Here is a 17,897-nt window from a genome sequence, read left to right on the forward strand (position 1 = left end):
CCGGTCAGCCGCGCTCGGCGACGAAGATCGCCGTGCCGGGGATCAGCCGTCCGCGCAGCGGCGACCAGCCGCCCCACTCCTGCTCGTGCGCGTCCGGCCACTCCGGCTCGACCAGGTCGAGCAGCCGGAAACCGGCGGCGACCAGTTCGCGGACCCGGTCGCCGAGCGTGCGGTGGTGCTCGACGTAGGTGGCGCGGCCCTGCTCGTCCTGTTCGACGTACGGGGTGCGGTCGAAGTACGGGGAGACGGCGGTCAGGCCCTCGACGCCGGGCTCGTCGGGGAAGGCCCAGCGGATCGGGTGGGTCACCGAGAAGACCCAGCGGCCGCCGGGCCGGAGCACCCGGTGGACCTCGCGCATCAGGGCGGCGGTGTCGGCGCTGAACGGGACGGCGCCGTAGGCGGAGCAGGCGAGGTCGAAGGAGGCGTCGGCGAACGGCAGGACGGCGGCGTCGGCCTGGACGACGGGGACCGGCGCGGTGCCGCGGGAGAGGTCGATCCGCAGCGAGTGCTGGAGCTGGCGGTACGAGATGTCGAGGGCGACGGTGCGGGCGCCGCGGCCGGCCAGCCAGCGTGAGCACTGGGCGGCGCCGGCGCCGAGTTCCAGGACGGTGCGGCCGGCCACGTCGCCGAGCAGGCGGGCGTCCGCCTCGTCCAGGCCCTCGGGGCACCAGGTGAACCGGTCGTCGCCGAGGAACGCGCCGTGCTCGTCCTGGTACTCGTCGGCGTTGCGGTCCCACCAGTGCCGGCTGGCCCGGCTGCTCTCGCCGGTGCCGGCGGAGCGCCTTACCGCGTCGTCGCCGTCCTCGTCAAGATCGTCCGGGTCGGAGTGGGCGCCGGGGCCGGCGGGGTCGTCGAGGTCGTGGAGACCGTCCGGGCCGGGTCCGGCGGCGTGGCGGACGGGCTCGGGCAGCTCGGGGCGGGGGGTGGCGGTCACGGTGACAAGGCCCATCGCGTAGGGTGTGATTCTGCGGAAGCGCCGCTGCCGCGAACCGGCCCGTAAGGGTCTGGGTCCCGGCGGTGGCATCCGGGGAAGGACTCCCTGCGGCCGCCACCCATGAGGTGCGCAATCGGAGGATATGGCCTGTTCCGTGCCGGGCTCCACCGTCTTGACGCCCTTGGCGTTGACCGTGCCTGGCCGTCCCCGTATGCTACAAGTTGCGCTGCGGGCCTGCGCGCCTCAGACGGAGCAGGTCGCGCTCGCATCTGTCGAAGACCCCACGGTCGCAAGACGGACGCCGATCTCCCGTTCTCGGGTTTTCCGGTGCGCCGTGTTCTTGGCTGTCCGGCTTTCGGTGGGAGCGATACGGGCCCTCCGCGTGGCATTACCTACGACTTTCATGTCCGCACCGGAGCCCTTTTCCTAATGACGAGCCCCACCGACTCCTCCCTCAGCACCACCCCGCAGGTCGCGCTCAACGACATCGGCGACGCCGAGGCGTTCCTGGCCGCGATCGACGAGACCATCAAGTACTTCAACGATGGCGACATCGTCGAGGGCGTCATCGTGAAGGTCGACCGTGACGAGGTCCTCCTCGACATCGGTTACAAGACCGAGGGCGTCATCCCGTCCCGCGAGCTGTCGATCAAGCACGACGTCGACCCGCACGAGGTCGTCGCCGTCGGCGACAACATCGAGGCCCTGGTTCTCCAGAAGGAGGACAAGGAGGGTCGTCTCATCCTGTCCAAGAAGCGCGCTCAGTACGAGCGTGCCTGGGGCACGATCGAGAAGATCAAGGAAGAGGACGGGATCGTCACCGGTACCGTCATCGAGGTCGTCAAGGGTGGTCTCATCCTCGACATCGGCCTCCGCGGCTTCCTCCCCGCCTCGCTCGTCGAGATGCGCCGCGTCCGCGACCTCCAGCCCTACGTGGGCAAGGAGCTCGAGGCCAAGATCATCGAGCTGGACAAGAACCGCAACAACGTGGTCCTGTCCCGCCGTGCCTGGCTGGAGCAGACCCAGAGCGAGGTCCGCCAGACCTTCCTCACCACCCTGCAGAAGGGCCAGGTGCGCTCCGGCGTCGTCTCCTCGATCGTCAACTTCGGTGCCTTCGTGGACCTGGGTGGCGTCGACGGCCTGGTCCACGTCTCCGAGCTGTCCTGGAAGCACATCGACCACCCGTCCGAGGTCGTCGAGGTCGGCCAGGAGGTCACCGTCGAGGTTCTCGACGTGGACATGGACCGCGAGCGCGTCTCCCTGTCGCTGAAGGCGACCCAGGAGGACCCGTGGCAGCAGTTCGCCCGTACCCACCAGATCGGCCAGGTCGTTCCGGGTAAGGTCACGAAGCTGGTTCCGTTCGGTGCGTTCGTCCGCGTGGACGAGGGCATCGAGGGCCTGGTCCACATCTCCGAGCTGGCCGAGCGCCACGTGGAGATCCCGGAGCAGGTCGTCCAGGTCGGCGACGAGATCTTCGTCAAGGTCATCGACATCGACCTGGAGCGTCGTCGCATCAGCCTGTCGCTCAAGCAGGCCAACGAGGCGCTGGGTGCCAACCCGGCCGAGGTCGAGTTCGACCCGACCCTGTACGGCATGGCCGCCTCGTACGACGACCAGGGCAACTACATCTACCCGGAGGGCTTCGACCCCGAGGCGAACGACTGGCTGTCCGGCTTCGAGAAGCAGCGCGAGGAGTGGGAGCGGCAGTACGCCGAGGCCCAGACCCGCTTCGAGCAGCACCAGGCCCAGGTCATCAAGAGCCGCGAGGCCGACGCGGAGGCCGCTGCCGAGGGTGGCGACGCCGTCGCCGCTGCGGCCGGTGGCTCCTACTCGTCCAGCAGCGACGAGGGCTCCGGCGCTCTCGCCTCGGACGAGGCCCTGGCCGCCCTGCGCGAGAAGCTGGCCGGCGGCCAGAGCTGAAGCTCTGATCCTGCCACTGGTTCTCACTAGCGCATAGCGTCACCGACGAACCCCACCCGGTCTCCGGGTGGGGTTCGTCGCTTTTCCGGCGGCGCACGGGGGTGCCGTTTATTTGTTCCTTATGTGAAGGAATTTTGTGATGAGGGGCTCATCGGACCGCTATGGGTGATTCGGGACCAAGGCCCTACCTTGGGATGAGTTGCCCGACGGGTCGCTCACCCGGCCCCACACGCTAGGCACCCCCCGCACATGCGCCGTAGCACCGCAGTGACTCCCGCCTTCCGTACGGCCGACGACCCCAGGGTCGACGGGCGTCTTGCCGCCCTCGGCCGGTTCTGCTTCCGGCACCGGCGCTGGGTACTCGGTTTCTGGGCGGTCATCCTGGTCATAGGCGTGCTGATCGGCGGGCGGGTCTTCGAGGGTTCGGTGGCCGGCGCCCCCTCGGCGAGCTCGGAGGCCGACCGCGGCGGCGCGGTGGTCACCGCCGCCGACCCGGCCAGGGGCACCGTCACCGCCGTGGTGGACGGGAAGCCCGTGGACGACCCGGCCGTCCGGGACGCCGTCACCCGCGCCACCGCCGAGATCGCCGTCCTCCCCGGGGTCTCCTCGGCCGTCGACGCCTACGGCTCCGGCCCGGGCGCCGCCGCGCTGCGCTCGGCCGACGGCACGGCGAGCCTGGTCTCGGTGCGGATGGCCGACACCAGCACCGCCGCACAGACCACCGCCGTCACCCAGCGCCTCGCGGCCGTCCGGGCCGACGGTGCCGAGGTGACCGTCGGCGGGGACCTCGTGCTCCAGGACGAGGTCAAGAAGCAGACCGAGAAGGACACCCGGTTCGGCGAGATCGTCACCCTGCCGGTCACCCTGGTCGTGATGGTGCTGGTCTTCGGCGGCCTCGCCGCCGCCAGCCTCCCGGTGATCGGCGCGGTCGCCTCGGTGGGCGGCGCCCTGCTGGCCATGTTCGGCTTCAGCAAGATCATGGACATCGACACCAGCGTGCTGCCGATCGCCACCGTGCTCGGCCTCGGTCTGTCCATCGACTACGCGCTGCTCATGGTGAATCGTTTCCGCGAGGAACGCGGGCACGGAGCGTCGATCGCCGCCGCCGTCGAACGGACCGCGGCCACCGCCGGCCGGACCGTCGCCTTCTCCGGACTGACCGTCGCCGTGGCCCTCGCCGGCCTCTTCGTCTTCACCAGCCCCGTGCTCGGGGCCGTCGCCGCCGCGGGCGTGAGCGTGGTGGTGATCGCCGTCGCAGCCGCCCTCACCCTGATCCCCGCGCTGCTCGGCTTCGCCGGCCGCCGGATCAAGACACCCACCACGCCCGTCCCCGACGAGGGCTTCTTCAGCCGCACCGTTCGTCGGGTCCGCAAGCGCGCGGTCCCCGTCGCCCTCGCCTGCACCGCGCTGCTGATGGCCGCCGGGGCCCCCTTCCTCCACGCCGACATGCGCAACTCCGGCGCCGCGGTGCTGCCGCACTCCTCGGCCGGCCGCCAGGTCGCCGACACCGTCGACCAGCGTTTCCCGCAGGCCTCGCCCGCTCCGGTCACCGTCGTCGTCGAGGGCGGCGCACCGGTCGCCCAGGCGTACGCGGACGACGTGGTGGCGAGGATCCCCGGCGTCAGCGGCGTGCGGGCGGTGACGCCGGTGAGCGACACGGTCTCCACCATCGACGTGCTGGTGCACGGAGACCCCCAGGGCGGACAGGCCAAGCAGGTGGTCGAGGAGCTGCGCGCCGACCGGGGCGGGCTCACCACCCACGTCACCGGCGGCGCCGCCTCGGTGGTCGACTTCCGGCACGAACTGCTCACCCGGGGCCCGATCGCGCTCGGCCTGGTCGCGCTGGGCACGCTGATCCTGCTCTTCCTGATGACCGGCTCGGTGGTGATGCCGGTCAAGGCCCTCCTGATGAACCTGCTCTCGCTGGGCGCCTCGCTCGGCGCGCTCACCCTGGTCTTCCAGGACGGCTGGTTCAGCGGACTGCTCGGCTTCAGCCCCACCGGGGGTCTGGAGACGTTCATCCCGGTGCTGGTCTTCGCGTTCGCCTTCGGGCTCTCGATGGACTACGAGGTCTTCCTGCTGGCCCGGATCAAGGAGCTGCGTGACAAGGGCCACAGCTGTACCCGGGCCGTGGAGCTCGGCGTCCAGCGCAGCGGTCGGATCATCACCTCGGCGGCGCTGCTGATGGTCATCGTCTTCGCCGGCTTCGCCCTCGGCGACATGCTGATGGTCAAGCAGATGGGCATCGCGCTGGCCGTCGCCGTGGCGGTGGACGCCACCCTGGTCCGCTGCCTGCTCGTCCCCGCCACGATGAGCTTCTTCGGCGAGTTCAACTGGTGGGCCCCGGCTCCGCTGCGCCGCCTGCACGACCGGTTCGGGCTGAGCGAGCACGTCGACCTGCCCGCCATCGAGCCGGCCGTCCTGCCTGCGCCGCGCGGCACGTCCGCGCCCGAGGCAGAGGCCACGACGGCGTCCGCGCCCGAGGCCGAGCCCGCGCCCGAGGCCGCAGTCGAACCGGGCCTGGCGCCGGTCGGTTCCTAGGGCGTCCGGCGGGCGCCCGGCGGGCGCGCTCAACTGCGCGCGCGGTAGGCGCGCATCGACAGCGGGACGAACACCGCCGCGATGCCCGCCGCCCAGACGAGCGACCAGAGCACCGGCCCGGCCACCGGCCCGCCGGTGAGCAGCCCGCGGAAGGCGTCCGCCAGATGGGTGACCGGATTCACGTTCACCCAGGCCTGGAGCCAGCCCGGCATGGTGTCGACCTGGACGAAGGCGCTGCTGGTGAAGGTGAGCGGGAAGATCAGCACGAACGCGAAGACCTGGACCTTCTCGGCGTCGCCCGCCAGCATCCCGATCAGGACGGCGCCCCAGGAGAACGCGCCCGTGAAGACGAGCAGCAGCGCCGCCGCCGCGACGAGCCCGGGGATCCCCTCGGTCAGGTCGAACCCCATCAGCGTGCCCAGGCCGATCATCAGCAGCATCGCCCAGAGCTGCTTGCACAGGTCGGCGGCGATCCGCCCGAGCAGCGGCGCCGAGCGGGCGATCGGCAGGCTGCGCAGCCGGTCGAAGACGCCCTTGGTCAGGTCGGAGTTGAGCGACATGGCCGTGTACATGGTGGTGAAGAGGGCGTTCTGGCAGATGATCCCGGCCAGCGCGTACTGCAGGTACGCCTGCGGGGAGCCGGCCATCTGGCCGCCCAGGACGTAGGTGAACAGCAGTACGAACATGATCGGCGTGACGCTGAAGTCGACCAGTTCCAGGGGGTTGTGCTTGACGGAGACCAGGCTGCGCCAGGCCATGGTGGCGGTCTGCTGGAGCGCGGCGAGGGGCCGGACCCGGCCGGATCCGGGGGCGGGGGAGGCGGCCCGGTCGGTGAGGACGGCGGTCATGACGGCCTCCCGGCCTGCTCGTAGGAGTCGTTGCGGCCGGTGTCCCCCGGCCCTGTGCCCGGCCGGCCGTCGCCCTGCTCGGCGTCCCCGGTGGGGGAGGACGCGGGTTCGGCCCGGTGCCCGGTGAGGGCGAGGAAGACCTCGTCCAGACTGGAGCGGCGCAGTGCCAGCTCGCCGACGGCGATCCCGGCGGCGTCCAGCCGGCGGACCACGGCGGGCATCAGCTCGGGGTCGTTGACCGGCGCCGTGACGGCCCCGCCCTCGATCCGGGTCTGCGGGCCGGCCGCCTCGCCGATCAGGGCGTGGGCCCGGTCGAGGTCGTCGGGGCGGACCGGGCGCAGTTCCAGCACCTGGCCGCCGGTGCGGTCCTTCAGCTCGTCCGGGGTGCCGCCGGCGATCACCCGGCCCTTGTCGATGACGACGATCTCGTCGGCGAGCCGGTCCGCCTCGTCGAGGTACTGGGTGGTGAGCAGTGCGGTGACCCCCTCGGAGACCAGGCCGCGCAGCAGCTCCCACACCTCGCCGCGGCTGTGCGGGTCGAGGCCGGTGGTCGGCTCGTCGAGGAAGAGGATGCGGGGCCGGCCGACCAGGCTGGCGGCGAGGTCGAGTCGGCGGCGCATCCCTCCGGAGTAGCCCTTGGCGGCGCGCCCGGCCGCGTCGCCGAGCCGGAAGCGTTCGAGCAGTTCGGCCGCCCGGGCGCGGGCCTCGGGGCGGCTCAGGCCGAGCAGGCGCCCGATCATCAGCAGGTTCTCGGTGCCGCTGAGGTTCTCGTCGACGGCGGCGTACTGGCCGGTGAGCCCGAGCAGGGCGCGGACCCGGCCGGCCTCGCGGACCACGTCGTGCCCGCCGACCAGGGCGCGTCCGCCGTCGGGACGCAGCAGGGTGGCGAAGATCCGGACGGCGGTGGTCTTGCCGGCACCGTTGGGGCCGAGCAGGCCGAGGACGGTGCCGGATCTGGCGACCAGGTCGACGCCCGCCAGCGCCTGGGTCTCCTTGAACCGTTTGACCAGGCCTTCCGCCCGGATTGCGTCGGTCATGGCCGGACCTCCCGACTTGTGGGTGTGCGTCCGGGTGAGGGCGCACACCCTTCCAGGGTCGGTCAGGTCGTACTGTTCTGCCCATGCGACTGACCAAGTTCGGGCACGCCTGTGTACGTCTGGAGCACGAGGGGGCGGCCGTCGTCGTCGACCCGGGATCGTTCACCGATCCGGCCGCGGTGGTGGGGGCGGACGCGGTGCTGATCACCCACGAGCACGTGGACCACTTCGAGGAGGCCCGGCTGCGGGCGGCGCTGGAGGCGGATCCGGCGCTGCGGGTCTGGACGAACGCGGCGGTGGCGCGCCAGCTGGACGGCGTGGCGTCGAGGGTCACGGTGGTGGGGGAGGGCGACGCGTTCGAGGTCGGCGGGATCGGGGTGAGCGTGCACGGCGAGTGGCACGCGGTGATCCACCCGGAGATCCCCCGGATCGGGAACGTCGGCTTCCTCTTCGACGGCCGGGTCTTCCACCCGGGGGACGCGCTGACCGTGCCGCCGCACCCGGTGGAGACGCTGCTGCTGCCGTTCGCCGCGCCGTGGACCAAGGTCGGCGAGCTGATCGACTACGTCCGGGAGTCCGGGGCCCCGCGGGTGGTGCCGGTGCACGACGCGCTGCTCAGCCCGGCGGGGCTGGCGGTGCACACCCGCCTGGTGGGGGCGGGCGGGCCGGGGACGGGCGCGGAGCTTCGCACGCTGGGCGAGGGGGAGAGCGCGGACCTGGGGTGAGGCGTCGCCGGTACCCGTCGGACGGCAACGGCTCCCCGGCTCGTACTTGCCAGAGGGCACGGACGCGCCGGTAGCCTGGCGCCATGCTGAAGATCGGACTGACGGGCGGCATCGGCGCCGGCAAGAGCGAGGTGTCGCGGCTGCTGGCCGCCCACGGCGCGGTGATCGTGGACTCCGACGTGATCGCCCGCGAGGTGGTCGCCCCCGGGACGGGCGGACTCAAGGCCGTGGCCGCCGAGTTCGGCGCGGGCGTGCTGGCGGCGGACGGTTCGCTGGACCGGCCGGCGCTCGGGGCGATCGTCTTCGCCGACCCGGAGCGGCTCGCGGCGCTGAACGCGATCGTCCATCCGCTGGTGCGGGCGCGGTCGGCGGAGCTGGAGGCGGCCGCCTCCCCGGACGCGGTGGTGGTGCACGACGTCCCGCTCCTCGCCGAGAACGGCCTCGCCCCGCTCTACGACCTGGTGATCGTGGTCGATGCGGAGGACGGTGTGCGGATCGACCGGCTGGTCCGCCTGCGCGGCATGGCCGAGGAGGAGGCGCGGGCCCGGATGGCGGCCCAGGCGAGCCGGGCCGACCGGCTGGCGATCGCCGACGTCGTGATCGACAACAGCGGCCCGCTGACGGACCTGGCTCCGCGGGTCGCTGACGTCTGGTCGGAACTGAAGGCGCGTCACGCCTGACTTCTGACTGAATCTGACCGGATCTGATCGAATCCGATCTGGTCAGACCGTCGGTGCGGCGCAGATCATGGAGTAATGGCTGATCACATAGCTCCGACGGTCGTCACCCTCGACCGGTACGGCCCGCCCGAACAGGCCGAGATCCTCGGCGACGGCCCCGACCCGTACGGGGTCGCGGACACCGGGCTCACCTGGCTGCCCAAGGAGGTCCACTTCGGCGTACGGGCGGTGGAGGACGGCCGACTCGTCGCCCACACCGGGCTGCTCCGGCTGCCGCTGACGGTGGGCGGCGTGGACCTGGAGGTGATGGGCGTCGGCGGGGTCGCCGTCGCCGCCGAGCTGCGGGGGCGGGGCCTGGCGCGCGCGGTGGTCGGCGCGGCCCTGAACCACGCGCGGGCGCTGGGCCACCGCCGTGCGCTGCTGTTCTGCCGGCCGCCGCTGGTCCCGGTCTACCGGCGGCTCGGCTGGCGGGAGCTGCTGGCGGACGTCCACGTGGAGCAGCCCGAAGGGCGGGTCGCCCTCATGCCGCTGCGGACCATGTGGACCCCGCTGGCCGCGGGGACCGAGTGGCCGGAGGGGCCCGTCCGGCTGCGCTCGCTGCCGATGTGACCCGGGCGACCGGTGCGGCCCGGGCAGCCCGGCCGGGCGGTGCGGCCCGGGCAGGCGGTGCGGCCGGTGCGGCCGGTGCGGCCGGTGTGTCAGTGCGCCGGGCCGCGTCCGGCCGGGGCCGGTGGCTCACTCGGGCCAGTCGGAGCCCTCGATCACGTCGACGAAGTCGGTCCGCTCGAACCCCGGGCTGAACCGGGCCAGCACGTCGGCCTTGACGTTCCCGAACGCCGTCTCCGGCTTGGGCGCGATGCCCTCGTGGAAGGCGCGCAGGATGCCGCGCTTGAAGTCCGGCCGGGGGTGGGCGGCGACCACCGCGTCCCGGGCCCCGGCGGGCAGGTCGTGGTAGCCGATGCCGAGCACGTCCAGCTCCACACCGGCCGTGGTGAGCGCGATCTCCGGCTCCAGGTACTCCGGAACACCGGGCGTGGTGTGCAGGGCGATCGCCTCCCAGACCAGCCGGACCCGCTGTTCCGGCACCTGGCGGGCGCGGAGGAACGCGGCGGCCGCCTCGGCGCCGTCGACCTCGAACCGGCGGCCGGACGAGCGGTGCTCGGGAGCGAGGCCGACGTCGTGGAACATCGCGGCGAGGTAGAGCAGCTCGGGGTCGAAGGCGAGCCCGCGGCGGTGGCCCTGGAGGGCGCCGAACAGGTAGACCCGGCGCGAGTGGTGGTAGAGCAGCTCGGTGGAGGTGTCCCGGACGAGCTCGGTGGCCTCGACGGCGAGCCGGCTGTCGGGGATCGCCACCCCGGCGATCTCGGCGGCGCCGGTGGTGTGGTCGGCGCTGCCGGTGGGGTCGGTGGTCATGCGTTCGCTCCTTCGGTCCGGGGGGTGGCGGCGTGGCCGACGGCGGCGGTGGCCAGGGCCCGGATCATCGGGTGGACCTGGGTGCCGTCCCCGGCCAGCTCGGGCTGGAACAGCGAGGCGAGGAAGAACGGGTGTTCGTGCCCGGGCAGTTCGAGGATCCGCAGCTCGCCCGAGTCGTCCACGCCGCTGAACCGCAGCCCGTGCGTGCGCAGCTGCTCCAGGTAGGCGTCGTTCAGCCCGTACGCGCAGTGGTACCGCTCCAGGGTGCGGGTGGTGCCGAGGACGCGCTCGGCGAGCGAGCCGGACGTGATGTGCACGGCGCCCTCGTGTCCGACCAGGGAACAGGTGAGCGGCACGATCACCTGATCCTCCTCCTCCGGGTGGCTCTCGCCGTGCGCGGCGGAGCCGAGGCCGCAGACGTCGCGCGCGTACTCCAGCACGGCGTGCTGGAAGCCGGCGCAGGTGCCGAGGAAGGGGATGCGGTGCTCGCGGGCGGTGCGGACGGCGGCCACCGCGCCCGCCTCGCTGCGGTACGGGCTGCCGGGCAGCAGCCAGATCGCGTCGAAGCCGTCGAGGGCGCCGGGGGCCACGGCGTCCTCGGTGGGGATCCAGTAGGCGTCCAGCACGAGCTGCTCGCGGGTGGCGAGCACGTCGAGCAGCCCGGGGATCCGGGCGTGCGAGCGGACGGCGGGGGAGCGGTCGCCGACCAGGGCGAGCCGGGGGGTGCGGTAGGTCATGCGGCTATCCTGGCCCGCGTTGCCACATCAGTGCCAACGATGATTCCTTACCCGTCGATCAGAAGGACTGATGCCAGGTGGACCCGCAGCAGCTGCGCACCTTCGTCACGGTGGTCCGGCTGGGCTCCTTCTCCGAGGCCGCCCGCGAGCTCGGCTACACGCAGTCCGCCGTCTCCCAGCAGATCGCCGCGATGGAGGCGGATCTCGGGGCCGCCGTGCTCGCCCGCCGCCCGGTCGCCCCGACCGAGGCCGGCGCGCGGCTGTTGGAGCACGCCGCCTCCCTGCTGCTACGGCTGGATGCGGCGCGCGCGGACGTCGCACGCCTGGTCGGCGCTCCGAGCGCCCGCCTGGTGGTCGGAGCGACCCCGCTGGCGATCGGCGCGGTCCTGGGGGGCGCGCTCGCCGACGTACGCCGGGCGTACCCGCGGACGGATCTGACGGTCCGGGTGGTCGCCCAGGACGCGCTGCCCGCCGAGGTGGCCACCGGCGCGGTGGACCTCGCCCTGATCGACGGCCCGGCCGCCCCCAGCGATCCGCTCCCGCTGCCCGACGTCGGCCCGCTGCGCACCGTCGCGGTCGCCGAGCAGCCGCTCGCCGTCGCCCTGCCGACCGGCCATCCGCTGGCCGGTCGGCCCGGCCTCTCGCTCGCCGACCTGTCCGCCGCCCGCTGGCTGGACGCCCCCGGCCTGGCGCCGACCGGGGCCCGGCTGCGGGCGGCGACCGCCGTCGACGGCTTCCGTCCCGCCGCCCGCTACCTCGGGACCGACGTCCGCGGTCTGCTCGCCCTGGTCGCCGCCGGTCACGGCCTCGCCGTCCTTCCCGCGTCGGTCCTGGACGGCGCCCCGGGCGTGGTGGCCGTGCCCGTCCGCGCGCCGCGGCTGGTGCACCGCACGGAGCTGGTCCACGGCAGCCTGCCGGAGGGCCCGGCGGCCGAGCTGGCCCGACTGCTCGGCGGTGCGCAGGTCCGAGAGCGCGGGGCCTGACGGCGTGAGCGCGTGACGGCGTGACGGCGGGGGGCGCGGTGAGTGGCAGCGCGGTGGATCCCGTCGTCTCACCCGACGACGGCGGCTCCCGGACAGCACGGGCCGGGGGTCTCGTAGCAGACGTACCCCAGGCAGCCGAGGCAGACGGAGATGTTCTCCAGTCGCCAACTCCGGCCGTGGCAGGAGCAGGTGGCGCGTTCGCGGAGCAACGCGTCCCAGCCGGCGGTGCCGCCGTTCGCCGCGAAGGCGGCCGTGACGTAGGAGTCCGTGGCCGGGTCGTCCGGTGCGTCCGCGCCGGTGCCGGGGCGGGCGGTGCCCAGATGCCAGCAGTACAGGGCGAGCAGGGCCCGCCCGTCCACCAGGCGGTAGGCCGCCCGGCCGTCGTCCTCCCAGGCCCGGACCAGCCCCGCGACCCGTTCGGCGAACGGCCGCGAGGGGTCGAGCAGGGCCAGGTTTCCTTGCGGTGGTCGCGAGTTGGCGCTCATGGCGGTACCCCTTTCCGGGGCCCACGGTAGGGCGTGCCGGGCGGGGGCCGGTCACCGGGGTGGGGGATGGCGATCTCCGCAGGGTGGGGCGGTCGGCCGGCCGCCGGGGTGCCTGCCGGCGCTCCCGCCGGGCGGTCCCGCCCCCGGGCGCCGCAGCCCCCGCCGGGGCCGCCGACGCCCTCGTCGTGGCGTTCACGCCCAATTCATTGCAACGACTGGAGGGTGGTCGTTGCTTTCGCTGTCAGGACTCTTGCAACGATTAGTTGCCTTTGAGCTGGGATGATTGATGTTCTGCGCAATGAGCTTGTTGCCACGACTTGGAAAGCAACGTAGCTTTTCCGTTGTCAGAAACAACGAGCCGAAGGACAGGCATCATGCAGAAGTTCGACACCCCCGCCCCGGTCTCCGCCCTCCTCGACATCCCCGCGGGGCGCATCCGGTTCATCGCCGCCGACCGCGCCGACACCGTGGTCGAGATCCTCCCCGCGGACCCCTCGAAGAGCCGCGACGTGAAGGCCGCGGAGCAGACCGCGGTCGAGTACCGCGACGGCGTCCTGCGGATCGAGGCCGCGCCGGCGAAGAACCAGTTCTTCGGCCCCTCCGGGTCCGTCGAGGTGACCGTCCGGCTGCCCGCCGGCTCCCGGGTCGACGCCAAGGCCGCCGACGCCGAACTCCGGGGCGTCGGACGGCTCGGCGACGTCGCCTTCGAGGGCGCGCGGGCCGCGGTCAAGCTCGACGAGACCGCCGGAGCCCGCCTCACCCTGCAGGCCGGCGACGTCTCGGTCGGCCGCCTCGGCGGCCCCGCGCAGATCAGCACCCAGAAGGGTGACCTCCGCATCGCCGAGGCCCACCACGGCACCGTCACCCTGCGCACCGAGTACGGCGGGATCGAGGTCGGCGCCGCGCGCGGCGTCTCCGCCTCCCTGGACGCCGGGACCGGGTACGGCCGGATCCACAACGCGCTCCGGAACGCCGGTGGCACCGTCGACCTGGCCATCCACGCGACCACCGCCCACGGCGACATCACCGCCCACAGCCTCTGATCGGCACGCCCCCCACCGTTCGCGCCTCCACGGCCCGCGCCTCCACGGCCCGCGCCTCCACGGCCCGCGCCTCCACGGCCCGCGCCTCCACGGCCCGCGCCTCCATGGGCCTCCCGCTCCACGGCTTTCCCGCTCCACCCCCTGCGGCGCCATCGCCGTCCACCACCACCGCCGATCCGTTCCGACCCCGGAAAGAAGAGACGAGCAATGACCACGATCCTCAAGGAATCCGTGTGGACCGGCACGGTGTCGGTCGACGACACCGCCCTGGCCGTGACCGACACCGGCTGGTCCGGCCGCCCCGTCGTCTACCTCAACGGCTCCTACGCCGACCAGTCGCACTGGCGCCGCGTCATCGCCGAACTCGGCGGCGACTTCCGCCACATCACCTACGACGAGCGCGCCCGGGGCGGGTCGGAGCGTTCGGCGGACTACTCCTTCGAAGCGTGCCTGCGTGACGTCGACGCCGTCCTCGAAGCGAGGGGCGTGGAGCGGCCGATCCTGGTGGGCTGGTCCTACGGTGCGATGATCGCGATGCACTGGGCCGCCCGGAACCCGGACCGCGTCGCGGGGGTGGTGCCGGTGGACGGCGCCCTGCCGCACGAGTGGCTCGACGACGCCGCCCGGGAGCAGATCCGGAAGCTCTTCCGCCGGATGAGCCCGCTGTTCCCGGTCGCCCGCCGGATCGGCATGGCCGCGCGGATGAGCGCCGCGCAGCACGCCGAGATCAACATCGAGGCCAACGAGCTCTGCGCGCCCGCCGTCCTCGACCCGGTCTTCGAGCGCGCGACCGCGCAGGTGCGGTACGTGCTCGCCACGGGCGGGAACCTGGGCGGCGAAGCGAAGTTGATGGAGCAGATCCGCTCGAACCTCGACCCGGTGCTCGCCCGTCACCCCAACATCCGCGTCAGTGCGAAGGTCGCGAGCAACCACTCCAAGATCCTGCGCAACGACTTTCGGGCCGTCGCCGACGCGGTGCGCGAGCTGGCCGCGTCGGCCGCCTGAACGACGGCAACGACGGCGCGGACCCGCTGGTCCGCCGAGAAGCTCCGAGAAGCACCGGAAGCACCGGGAGCATCGGGGAGCACAGGGGAGCACCGGGAGTGCCCACGGATACCGCAGGAGGGCTACCGGCAGACGGTGCCGTCGGCCGGGACCTCGTCGGCGAGCAGGTACCCGTCGACCGCCCGCTTCAGGCAGGGGTTGCCGGTGTCGTAGCCGCCGTGGCCCTGGCCCTCCAGCGTGATGCCGATGCCGACGCCCGCGCCGAGTTCGCGGGCCATCGCCCGCGCGCCCTCGTACGGGGTGGCAGGGTCGCCGGTGTTGCCGACGACGAGGATCGGGGCCGAGCCCGGGGCGGACACCTCGGGGTGGTCGGACCGTCCGGGCACCGGCCAGCCCGTGCAGCCGATCAGGCCCCAGGCGGTGAACTCGCCGAACACCGGCGAGGCCCGGCGGAACTCCGGCAGCCTGGACCGGACGTCGGCGTCGCTGTAGCGCTGCTTGTCGTCGGCGCAGGAGATGGCCCGGTTGGCGGCGGCGGAATTGTTGTAGCGGCCCTGGGCGTCGCGGCCGAGGTAGGCGTCGGCGAGTGCCAGGAGGGTGGTGCCGGTGCCCCCCTTCATGGCCTCCTGGAGGCCCACGGCCAGGGCGTTCCACGTCTGTTGGCTGTACAGGGCGGCGGCGATGCCGGTGACGGCGAGGTCCTGGGTGAGCCGCCGGCCGTCGTCGGTGGGCAGCGGTGCGCCGTCGAGGCTGCGGAGCAGGCCGGTGATCCGCCCGGTCCCCTCGGCTCCGCCCCCACCGGTCGGACAGGACGTGCCGGCCTGGGCGGCGCAGGCCTTCATGAAGTTCTCCAGGGCGAGTTGGAAGCCCTTGGCCTGGCCGAGCGAGGACTGCGCCGGGTCCTTGGTCGGGTCGACCACGGCGTCCATCACCAGGTGTCCGACGTTCTGCGGGTACAGGTGTGCGTAGACGCCGCCCAGTTCGGTGCCGTAGCTGAGTCCGAAGTAGTGCGTCTTCGGGTCGCCGAGCACCTGGCGCAGGAGGTCCAGGTCGCGGGCGGCGGAGACGGTGTCGACGAACGGCAGGACGGGGCCCGAGTTCTGCTCGCAGGCGGTGGTGTAGCGGGCGTTGGACGCGTCCAGGGCCGTGACCTCGTCGTCGGTGTCGGGGGTGCCGTCGACGCCGGCGAGGGCGTCCGTGGCCCGGTCGTCGAGGCAGGTCACGCCCGCGCTGTTGCCGACCCCGCGCGGGTCGAAACTCACCAGGTCGTAGCGGGTGTTGAGGTCGGCGTAGTCCTTCGCGGCGGCGGGCAGCGTGGTGATGCCGGAGCCGCCGGGGCCGCCGAAGTTGTAGATCAGGGAGCCGATCCGGGGTTGCGGGCCGGTGGCCTTGGCGCGGATCAGCGCGAGGTCGACGGTCCGGCCGTCCGGGGCGGTGTGGTCGAGCGGGGCTTTCAGGGTGGCGCACTCCCAGGGGGTGCCCGGGGCGGGGCCGCTGCCCTCGGCGACGGACGGGGCCGGGCAGGTCTGCCAGGTGAGCTGCTGGCCGGTGAGCGCGGCGGGCAGGGGCGGGACGGTGGCCGGTGGGGTGGCCGGTGGGGTCGAGCCGCTCGCGGCGGCCGGAGGCGTCGTGGCGGTGGTCGGGGCGGGCGACGAGGCCGGCGGGGAGGCCGGCGAGGCCGGGCCGGACGAGCCGGCGTCGGAGGCATCGCTCCCGCAGGAGGCCGTCGGGGCGAGCAGCGCCGCGGCCAGGCCCAGCGCGCCGGCCGCGCGTACGACAGGGTGCATGGGGGTTCCGTTCCTGGACCGGCGGGTGGGGGGCGTGCCCGGTCCGGTGAGCGCCTCGTCCGGAGCGCCTTGCGTCGTGGCGTCAGCCTAGGTGCGGGGGCGGAGCCCCGCCCGTCGGGCGCCGGACCGATCCCTCGTGCAGGGTGGGTTGCCGAAGTCGATGTGGCTCGTTGTTCCTGCCGTGAGCCCTGACTTCCCCGCCCGTCGCGGCGCCCTTGAAGAAACGATTCTGCGCGCCCGCCCTGCGGTAGGCGCCCGTCCAGCCGTCACCCGGCTTCCCGTCCGGGGGCGGTCATGACGTACGAGACCCCCCGCGTCCCCGACCAGCGTGCCGCCGAGGAGGGCTGCGCGACGGCCCTCGACCTCCGCGTGGTCGTCTGCCCCGGCCTGACCCTCTCCGTCCCCGCGCGGCTGCGCTACCGCACCGCCGATCCCTATGCCGTCTTCCTGGACAACCACACCGACCTGACCACGCCGATCACCTGGGTCTTCGCCCGAGAACTTCTCGCGGCGGGCCTGCACGACCGGGCCGGCATCGGCAGCGTCTCCGTCCGCCCCGGTGGCGGCGAACGGTCCGGGACCGTCCTCATCACCCTCACCGGCGAGGGCAGCAGCGTCGTCCTGAGTGCCCAGGCCGAACGGGTCAGGGCCTTCCTCGCCCGGACCGAGAGCCTCGTGCCCTCCGGCCGGGAACCCACCCACCTCGACCTGGACGGTCTGCTCCGCCGCCTCTGCGACGGCGGAGCCGCCTCCCCGGGGCCGTGAGCGGGTGCCGCCGGGGCCGTCCCCCCAGGGGGAGGGCCCCGGGGACCTCGAAGGCTGCCCCGCGGTGCCCGGTCGCCACGGCCGGCACCGGCGCCCGCCGACGATCGCGGCCCCCGGGTGGCCGTGGCGCTCCCGGGGCCGCGATCGTCGGCGGGGCCGAGCGACGCGGGGGCTCAGGAGGGCGGGTCGTCCGGGCGGACGCGGTCCAGCAGGGGCAGGAGCTCCAGCGGCGCGCCCGGGTAGCGGGTCGCGGCCAGTTCCCCGTACGCGGCGCGGTTCCCGTCCACGACACGGGCCAGCAGCACCGCGAACGGGCGGTCCTGCGCGGCGGCGAGGCCCCGCACGAGCTCGACGGGCGGGTCCACGGGTGGGGTCCGTTGCCCGGAGGGGGTGCTCCCGGAGGGGGTGTTCCCGGAGGCCGGGAACGGGCCTTCCGGCGGTGCGGCGGAGTGGCGGGGACAGGAGGTCCGGACAAACGTTCGGTCTCGTTCGCGGGCCCGGTCAGGACGACGCGCCGGCCTGCTTCGGTCCTTGCCTCGGGCGCTGCTCCGGGCCTTGCTCCGGGCCTTGCTCCGGGCCCTGCTCGGACCCGGCGGCCGGTGCGGCCGGTGCGGCCGAGAGGAGTTCGCAGTCGGTGAAGTTCATGCAGCCGCAGGCGAGACAGGCGGCGACGGCGGCGCGCAGCTGCTGCGTCTCGCGGACGATTCGGTCGAGTTCGGGCAGCTTGCGTTCGGCCAGCTCGCGCCACTGACGAGTGGCGCCCCGGTCGGGGGCGTCGTCCAGGAGCCGGCGGATCTCGGCGAGCGTGAAACCGGCGCGCCGGGACATCCGGATCAGCGCGAGGCGCCGCAGCGTCGCGGCGGGCCAGACCCGGCGACCGCCCTCACGGCGGGCGGCCGGCAGCAGCCCGAGGCTCTCGTAGTAGCGCAGTGCGGACGGCCGCAGCCCCGCCTGCCGGGCCAGCTCCCCGATGGCCAGGTACCGCACGGCATTC

The 17,897-nt window shown here is 73.6% G+C and carries 18 protein-coding genes; 9 read left to right on the forward strand and 9 right to left on the reverse strand.

Annotation, left to right across the window (positions count from 1 at the left end; translation table 11 throughout):
* Positions 1 to 4 precede the first annotated feature (4 nt).
* On the reverse strand, positions 5 to 949 hold the full coding sequence (locus PUR56_RS36315) for a class I SAM-dependent methyltransferase (protein WP_329952085.1): 945 nt from the start codon (positions 947 to 949) through the stop codon (positions 5 to 7).
* Positions 950 to 1,363: 414 nt separating this feature from the next.
* Between PUR56_RS36315 and rpsA the strand changes: the two genes are divergently transcribed.
* Together rpsA and PUR56_RS36325 are read left to right on the forward strand one after the other, a co-directional pair.
* The gene (gene rpsA / locus PUR56_RS36320; protein ID WP_329879195.1) at positions 1,364 to 2,854 is read left to right on the forward strand and encodes a 30S ribosomal protein S1; all 1,491 of its coding nucleotides are present in this window, start codon (positions 1,364 to 1,366) and stop codon (positions 2,852 to 2,854) included.
* A gap of 249 nt (positions 2,855 to 3,103) precedes the next feature.
* Positions 3,104 to 5,395, forward strand: coding sequence for an MMPL family transporter (locus PUR56_RS36325; protein ID WP_329952086.1), 2,292 nt, complete (start codon positions 3,104 to 3,106; stop codon positions 5,393 to 5,395).
* A 29-nt stretch (positions 5,396 to 5,424) separates the two neighbouring features.
* Here the strand turns inward: PUR56_RS36325 and PUR56_RS36330 are convergent, their stop codons facing one another.
* Both PUR56_RS36330 and PUR56_RS36335 read right to left on the reverse strand, forming a co-directional pair.
* A complete protein-coding gene (locus PUR56_RS36330; protein ID WP_329952087.1) occupies positions 5,425 to 6,243 on the reverse strand; it encodes an ABC transporter permease in 819 nt (272 codons plus the stop codon).
* The gene (locus PUR56_RS36335; protein WP_329952088.1) at positions 6,240 to 7,280 is read right to left on the reverse strand and encodes an ATP-binding cassette domain-containing protein; all 1,041 of its coding nucleotides are present in this window, start codon (positions 7,278 to 7,280) and stop codon (positions 6,240 to 6,242) included. The genes PUR56_RS36330 and PUR56_RS36335 overlap by 4 nt, the downstream gene beginning before the upstream one ends.
* Before the next feature lie 83 nt (positions 7,281 to 7,363).
* On the opposite strand from PUR56_RS36335, the gene PUR56_RS36340 reads away from it, so the two are divergent.
* From PUR56_RS36340 to PUR56_RS36350, 3 genes are all read left to right on the forward strand, one after another.
* Entirely contained in the window at positions 7,364 to 8,005 is a 642-nt protein-coding gene (locus PUR56_RS36340) for an MBL fold metallo-hydrolase (protein ID WP_329952089.1), read from the forward strand.
* Positions 8,006 to 8,088: 83 nt separating this feature from the next.
* The gene (gene coaE, locus PUR56_RS36345) at positions 8,089 to 8,685 is read left to right on the forward strand and encodes a dephospho-CoA kinase (RefSeq protein WP_329952090.1); all 597 of its coding nucleotides are present in this window, start codon (positions 8,089 to 8,091) and stop codon (positions 8,683 to 8,685) included.
* A gap of 75 nt (positions 8,686 to 8,760) precedes the next feature.
* Positions 8,761 to 9,294, forward strand: coding sequence for a GNAT family N-acetyltransferase (locus PUR56_RS36350; RefSeq protein ID WP_329952091.1), 534 nt, complete (start codon positions 8,761 to 8,763; stop codon positions 9,292 to 9,294).
* Positions 9,295 to 9,420: 126 nt separating this feature from the next.
* On the opposite strand, the gene PUR56_RS36355 is transcribed toward PUR56_RS36350, so the two are convergent.
* Positions 9,421 to 10,098, reverse strand: a complete 678-nt coding sequence (locus PUR56_RS36355; protein ID WP_329952092.1) for an HD domain-containing protein — start codon at positions 10,096 to 10,098, stop codon at positions 9,421 to 9,423.
* On the reverse strand, positions 10,095 to 10,835 hold the full coding sequence (locus PUR56_RS36360; RefSeq protein ID WP_329952093.1) for a CTP synthase C-terminal region-related (seleno)protein: 741 nt from the start codon (positions 10,833 to 10,835) through the stop codon (positions 10,095 to 10,097). Before PUR56_RS36360 ends, PUR56_RS36355 begins: the two co-directional genes overlap by 4 nt.
* 77 nt (positions 10,836 to 10,912) lie before the next feature.
* Here PUR56_RS36360 and PUR56_RS36365 point away from each other — a divergent pair, with 77 nt between their 5' ends.
* The gene (locus PUR56_RS36365; protein ID WP_329952094.1) at positions 10,913 to 11,818 is read left to right on the forward strand and encodes a LysR family transcriptional regulator; all 906 of its coding nucleotides are present in this window, start codon (positions 10,913 to 10,915) and stop codon (positions 11,816 to 11,818) included.
* Between the two features lie 68 nt (positions 11,819 to 11,886).
* On the opposite strand, the gene PUR56_RS36370 is transcribed toward PUR56_RS36365, so the two are convergent.
* On the reverse strand, positions 11,887 to 12,303 hold the full coding sequence (locus PUR56_RS36370) for a hypothetical protein (protein ID WP_329879185.1): 417 nt from the start codon (positions 12,301 to 12,303) through the stop codon (positions 11,887 to 11,889).
* Positions 12,304 to 12,677: 374 nt separating this feature from the next.
* Between PUR56_RS36370 and PUR56_RS36375 the strand changes: the two genes are divergently transcribed.
* Complete coding sequence (locus tag PUR56_RS36375; protein ID WP_329952095.1) at positions 12,678 to 13,346, forward strand: DUF4097 family beta strand repeat-containing protein; 669 nt, start codon at positions 12,678 to 12,680, stop codon at positions 13,344 to 13,346.
* Between the two features lie 207 nt (positions 13,347 to 13,553).
* Positions 13,554 to 14,351 (forward strand): alpha/beta fold hydrolase, encoded by a 798-nt coding sequence (locus PUR56_RS36380; protein WP_329879183.1) that lies wholly within the window; start codon positions 13,554 to 13,556, stop codon positions 14,349 to 14,351.
* Positions 14,352 to 14,473: 122 nt separating this feature from the next.
* On the opposite strand, the gene PUR56_RS36385 is transcribed toward PUR56_RS36380, so the two are convergent.
* Complete coding sequence (locus PUR56_RS36385) at positions 14,474 to 16,138, reverse strand: alpha/beta hydrolase (protein ID WP_329952096.1); 1,665 nt, start codon at positions 16,136 to 16,138, stop codon at positions 14,474 to 14,476.
* A gap of 294 nt (positions 16,139 to 16,432) precedes the next feature.
* On the opposite strand from PUR56_RS36385, the gene PUR56_RS36390 reads away from it, so the two are divergent.
* The gene (locus tag PUR56_RS36390) at positions 16,433 to 16,903 is read left to right on the forward strand and encodes an SsgA family sporulation/cell division regulator (RefSeq protein ID WP_329952097.1); all 471 of its coding nucleotides are present in this window, start codon (positions 16,433 to 16,435) and stop codon (positions 16,901 to 16,903) included.
* A gap of 173 nt (positions 16,904 to 17,076) precedes the next feature.
* Here the strand turns inward: PUR56_RS36390 and PUR56_RS36395 are convergent, their stop codons facing one another.
* Together PUR56_RS36395 and PUR56_RS36400 are read right to left on the reverse strand one after the other, a co-directional pair.
* On the reverse strand, positions 17,077 to 17,268 hold the full coding sequence (locus PUR56_RS36395; protein WP_329952098.1) for a hypothetical protein: 192 nt from the start codon (positions 17,266 to 17,268) through the stop codon (positions 17,077 to 17,079).
* A 136-nt stretch (positions 17,269 to 17,404) separates the two neighbouring features.
* Positions 17,405 to 17,890, reverse strand: a complete 486-nt coding sequence (locus PUR56_RS36400; protein WP_329952099.1) for a MerR family transcriptional regulator — start codon at positions 17,888 to 17,890, stop codon at positions 17,405 to 17,407.
* Positions 17,891 to 17,897: the final 7 nt, after the last annotated feature.

Source organism: Streptomyces sp. BE303, from assembly GCF_036290945.1.
GTDB lineage: Bacteria > Actinomycetota > Actinomycetes > Streptomycetales > Streptomycetaceae > Kitasatospora.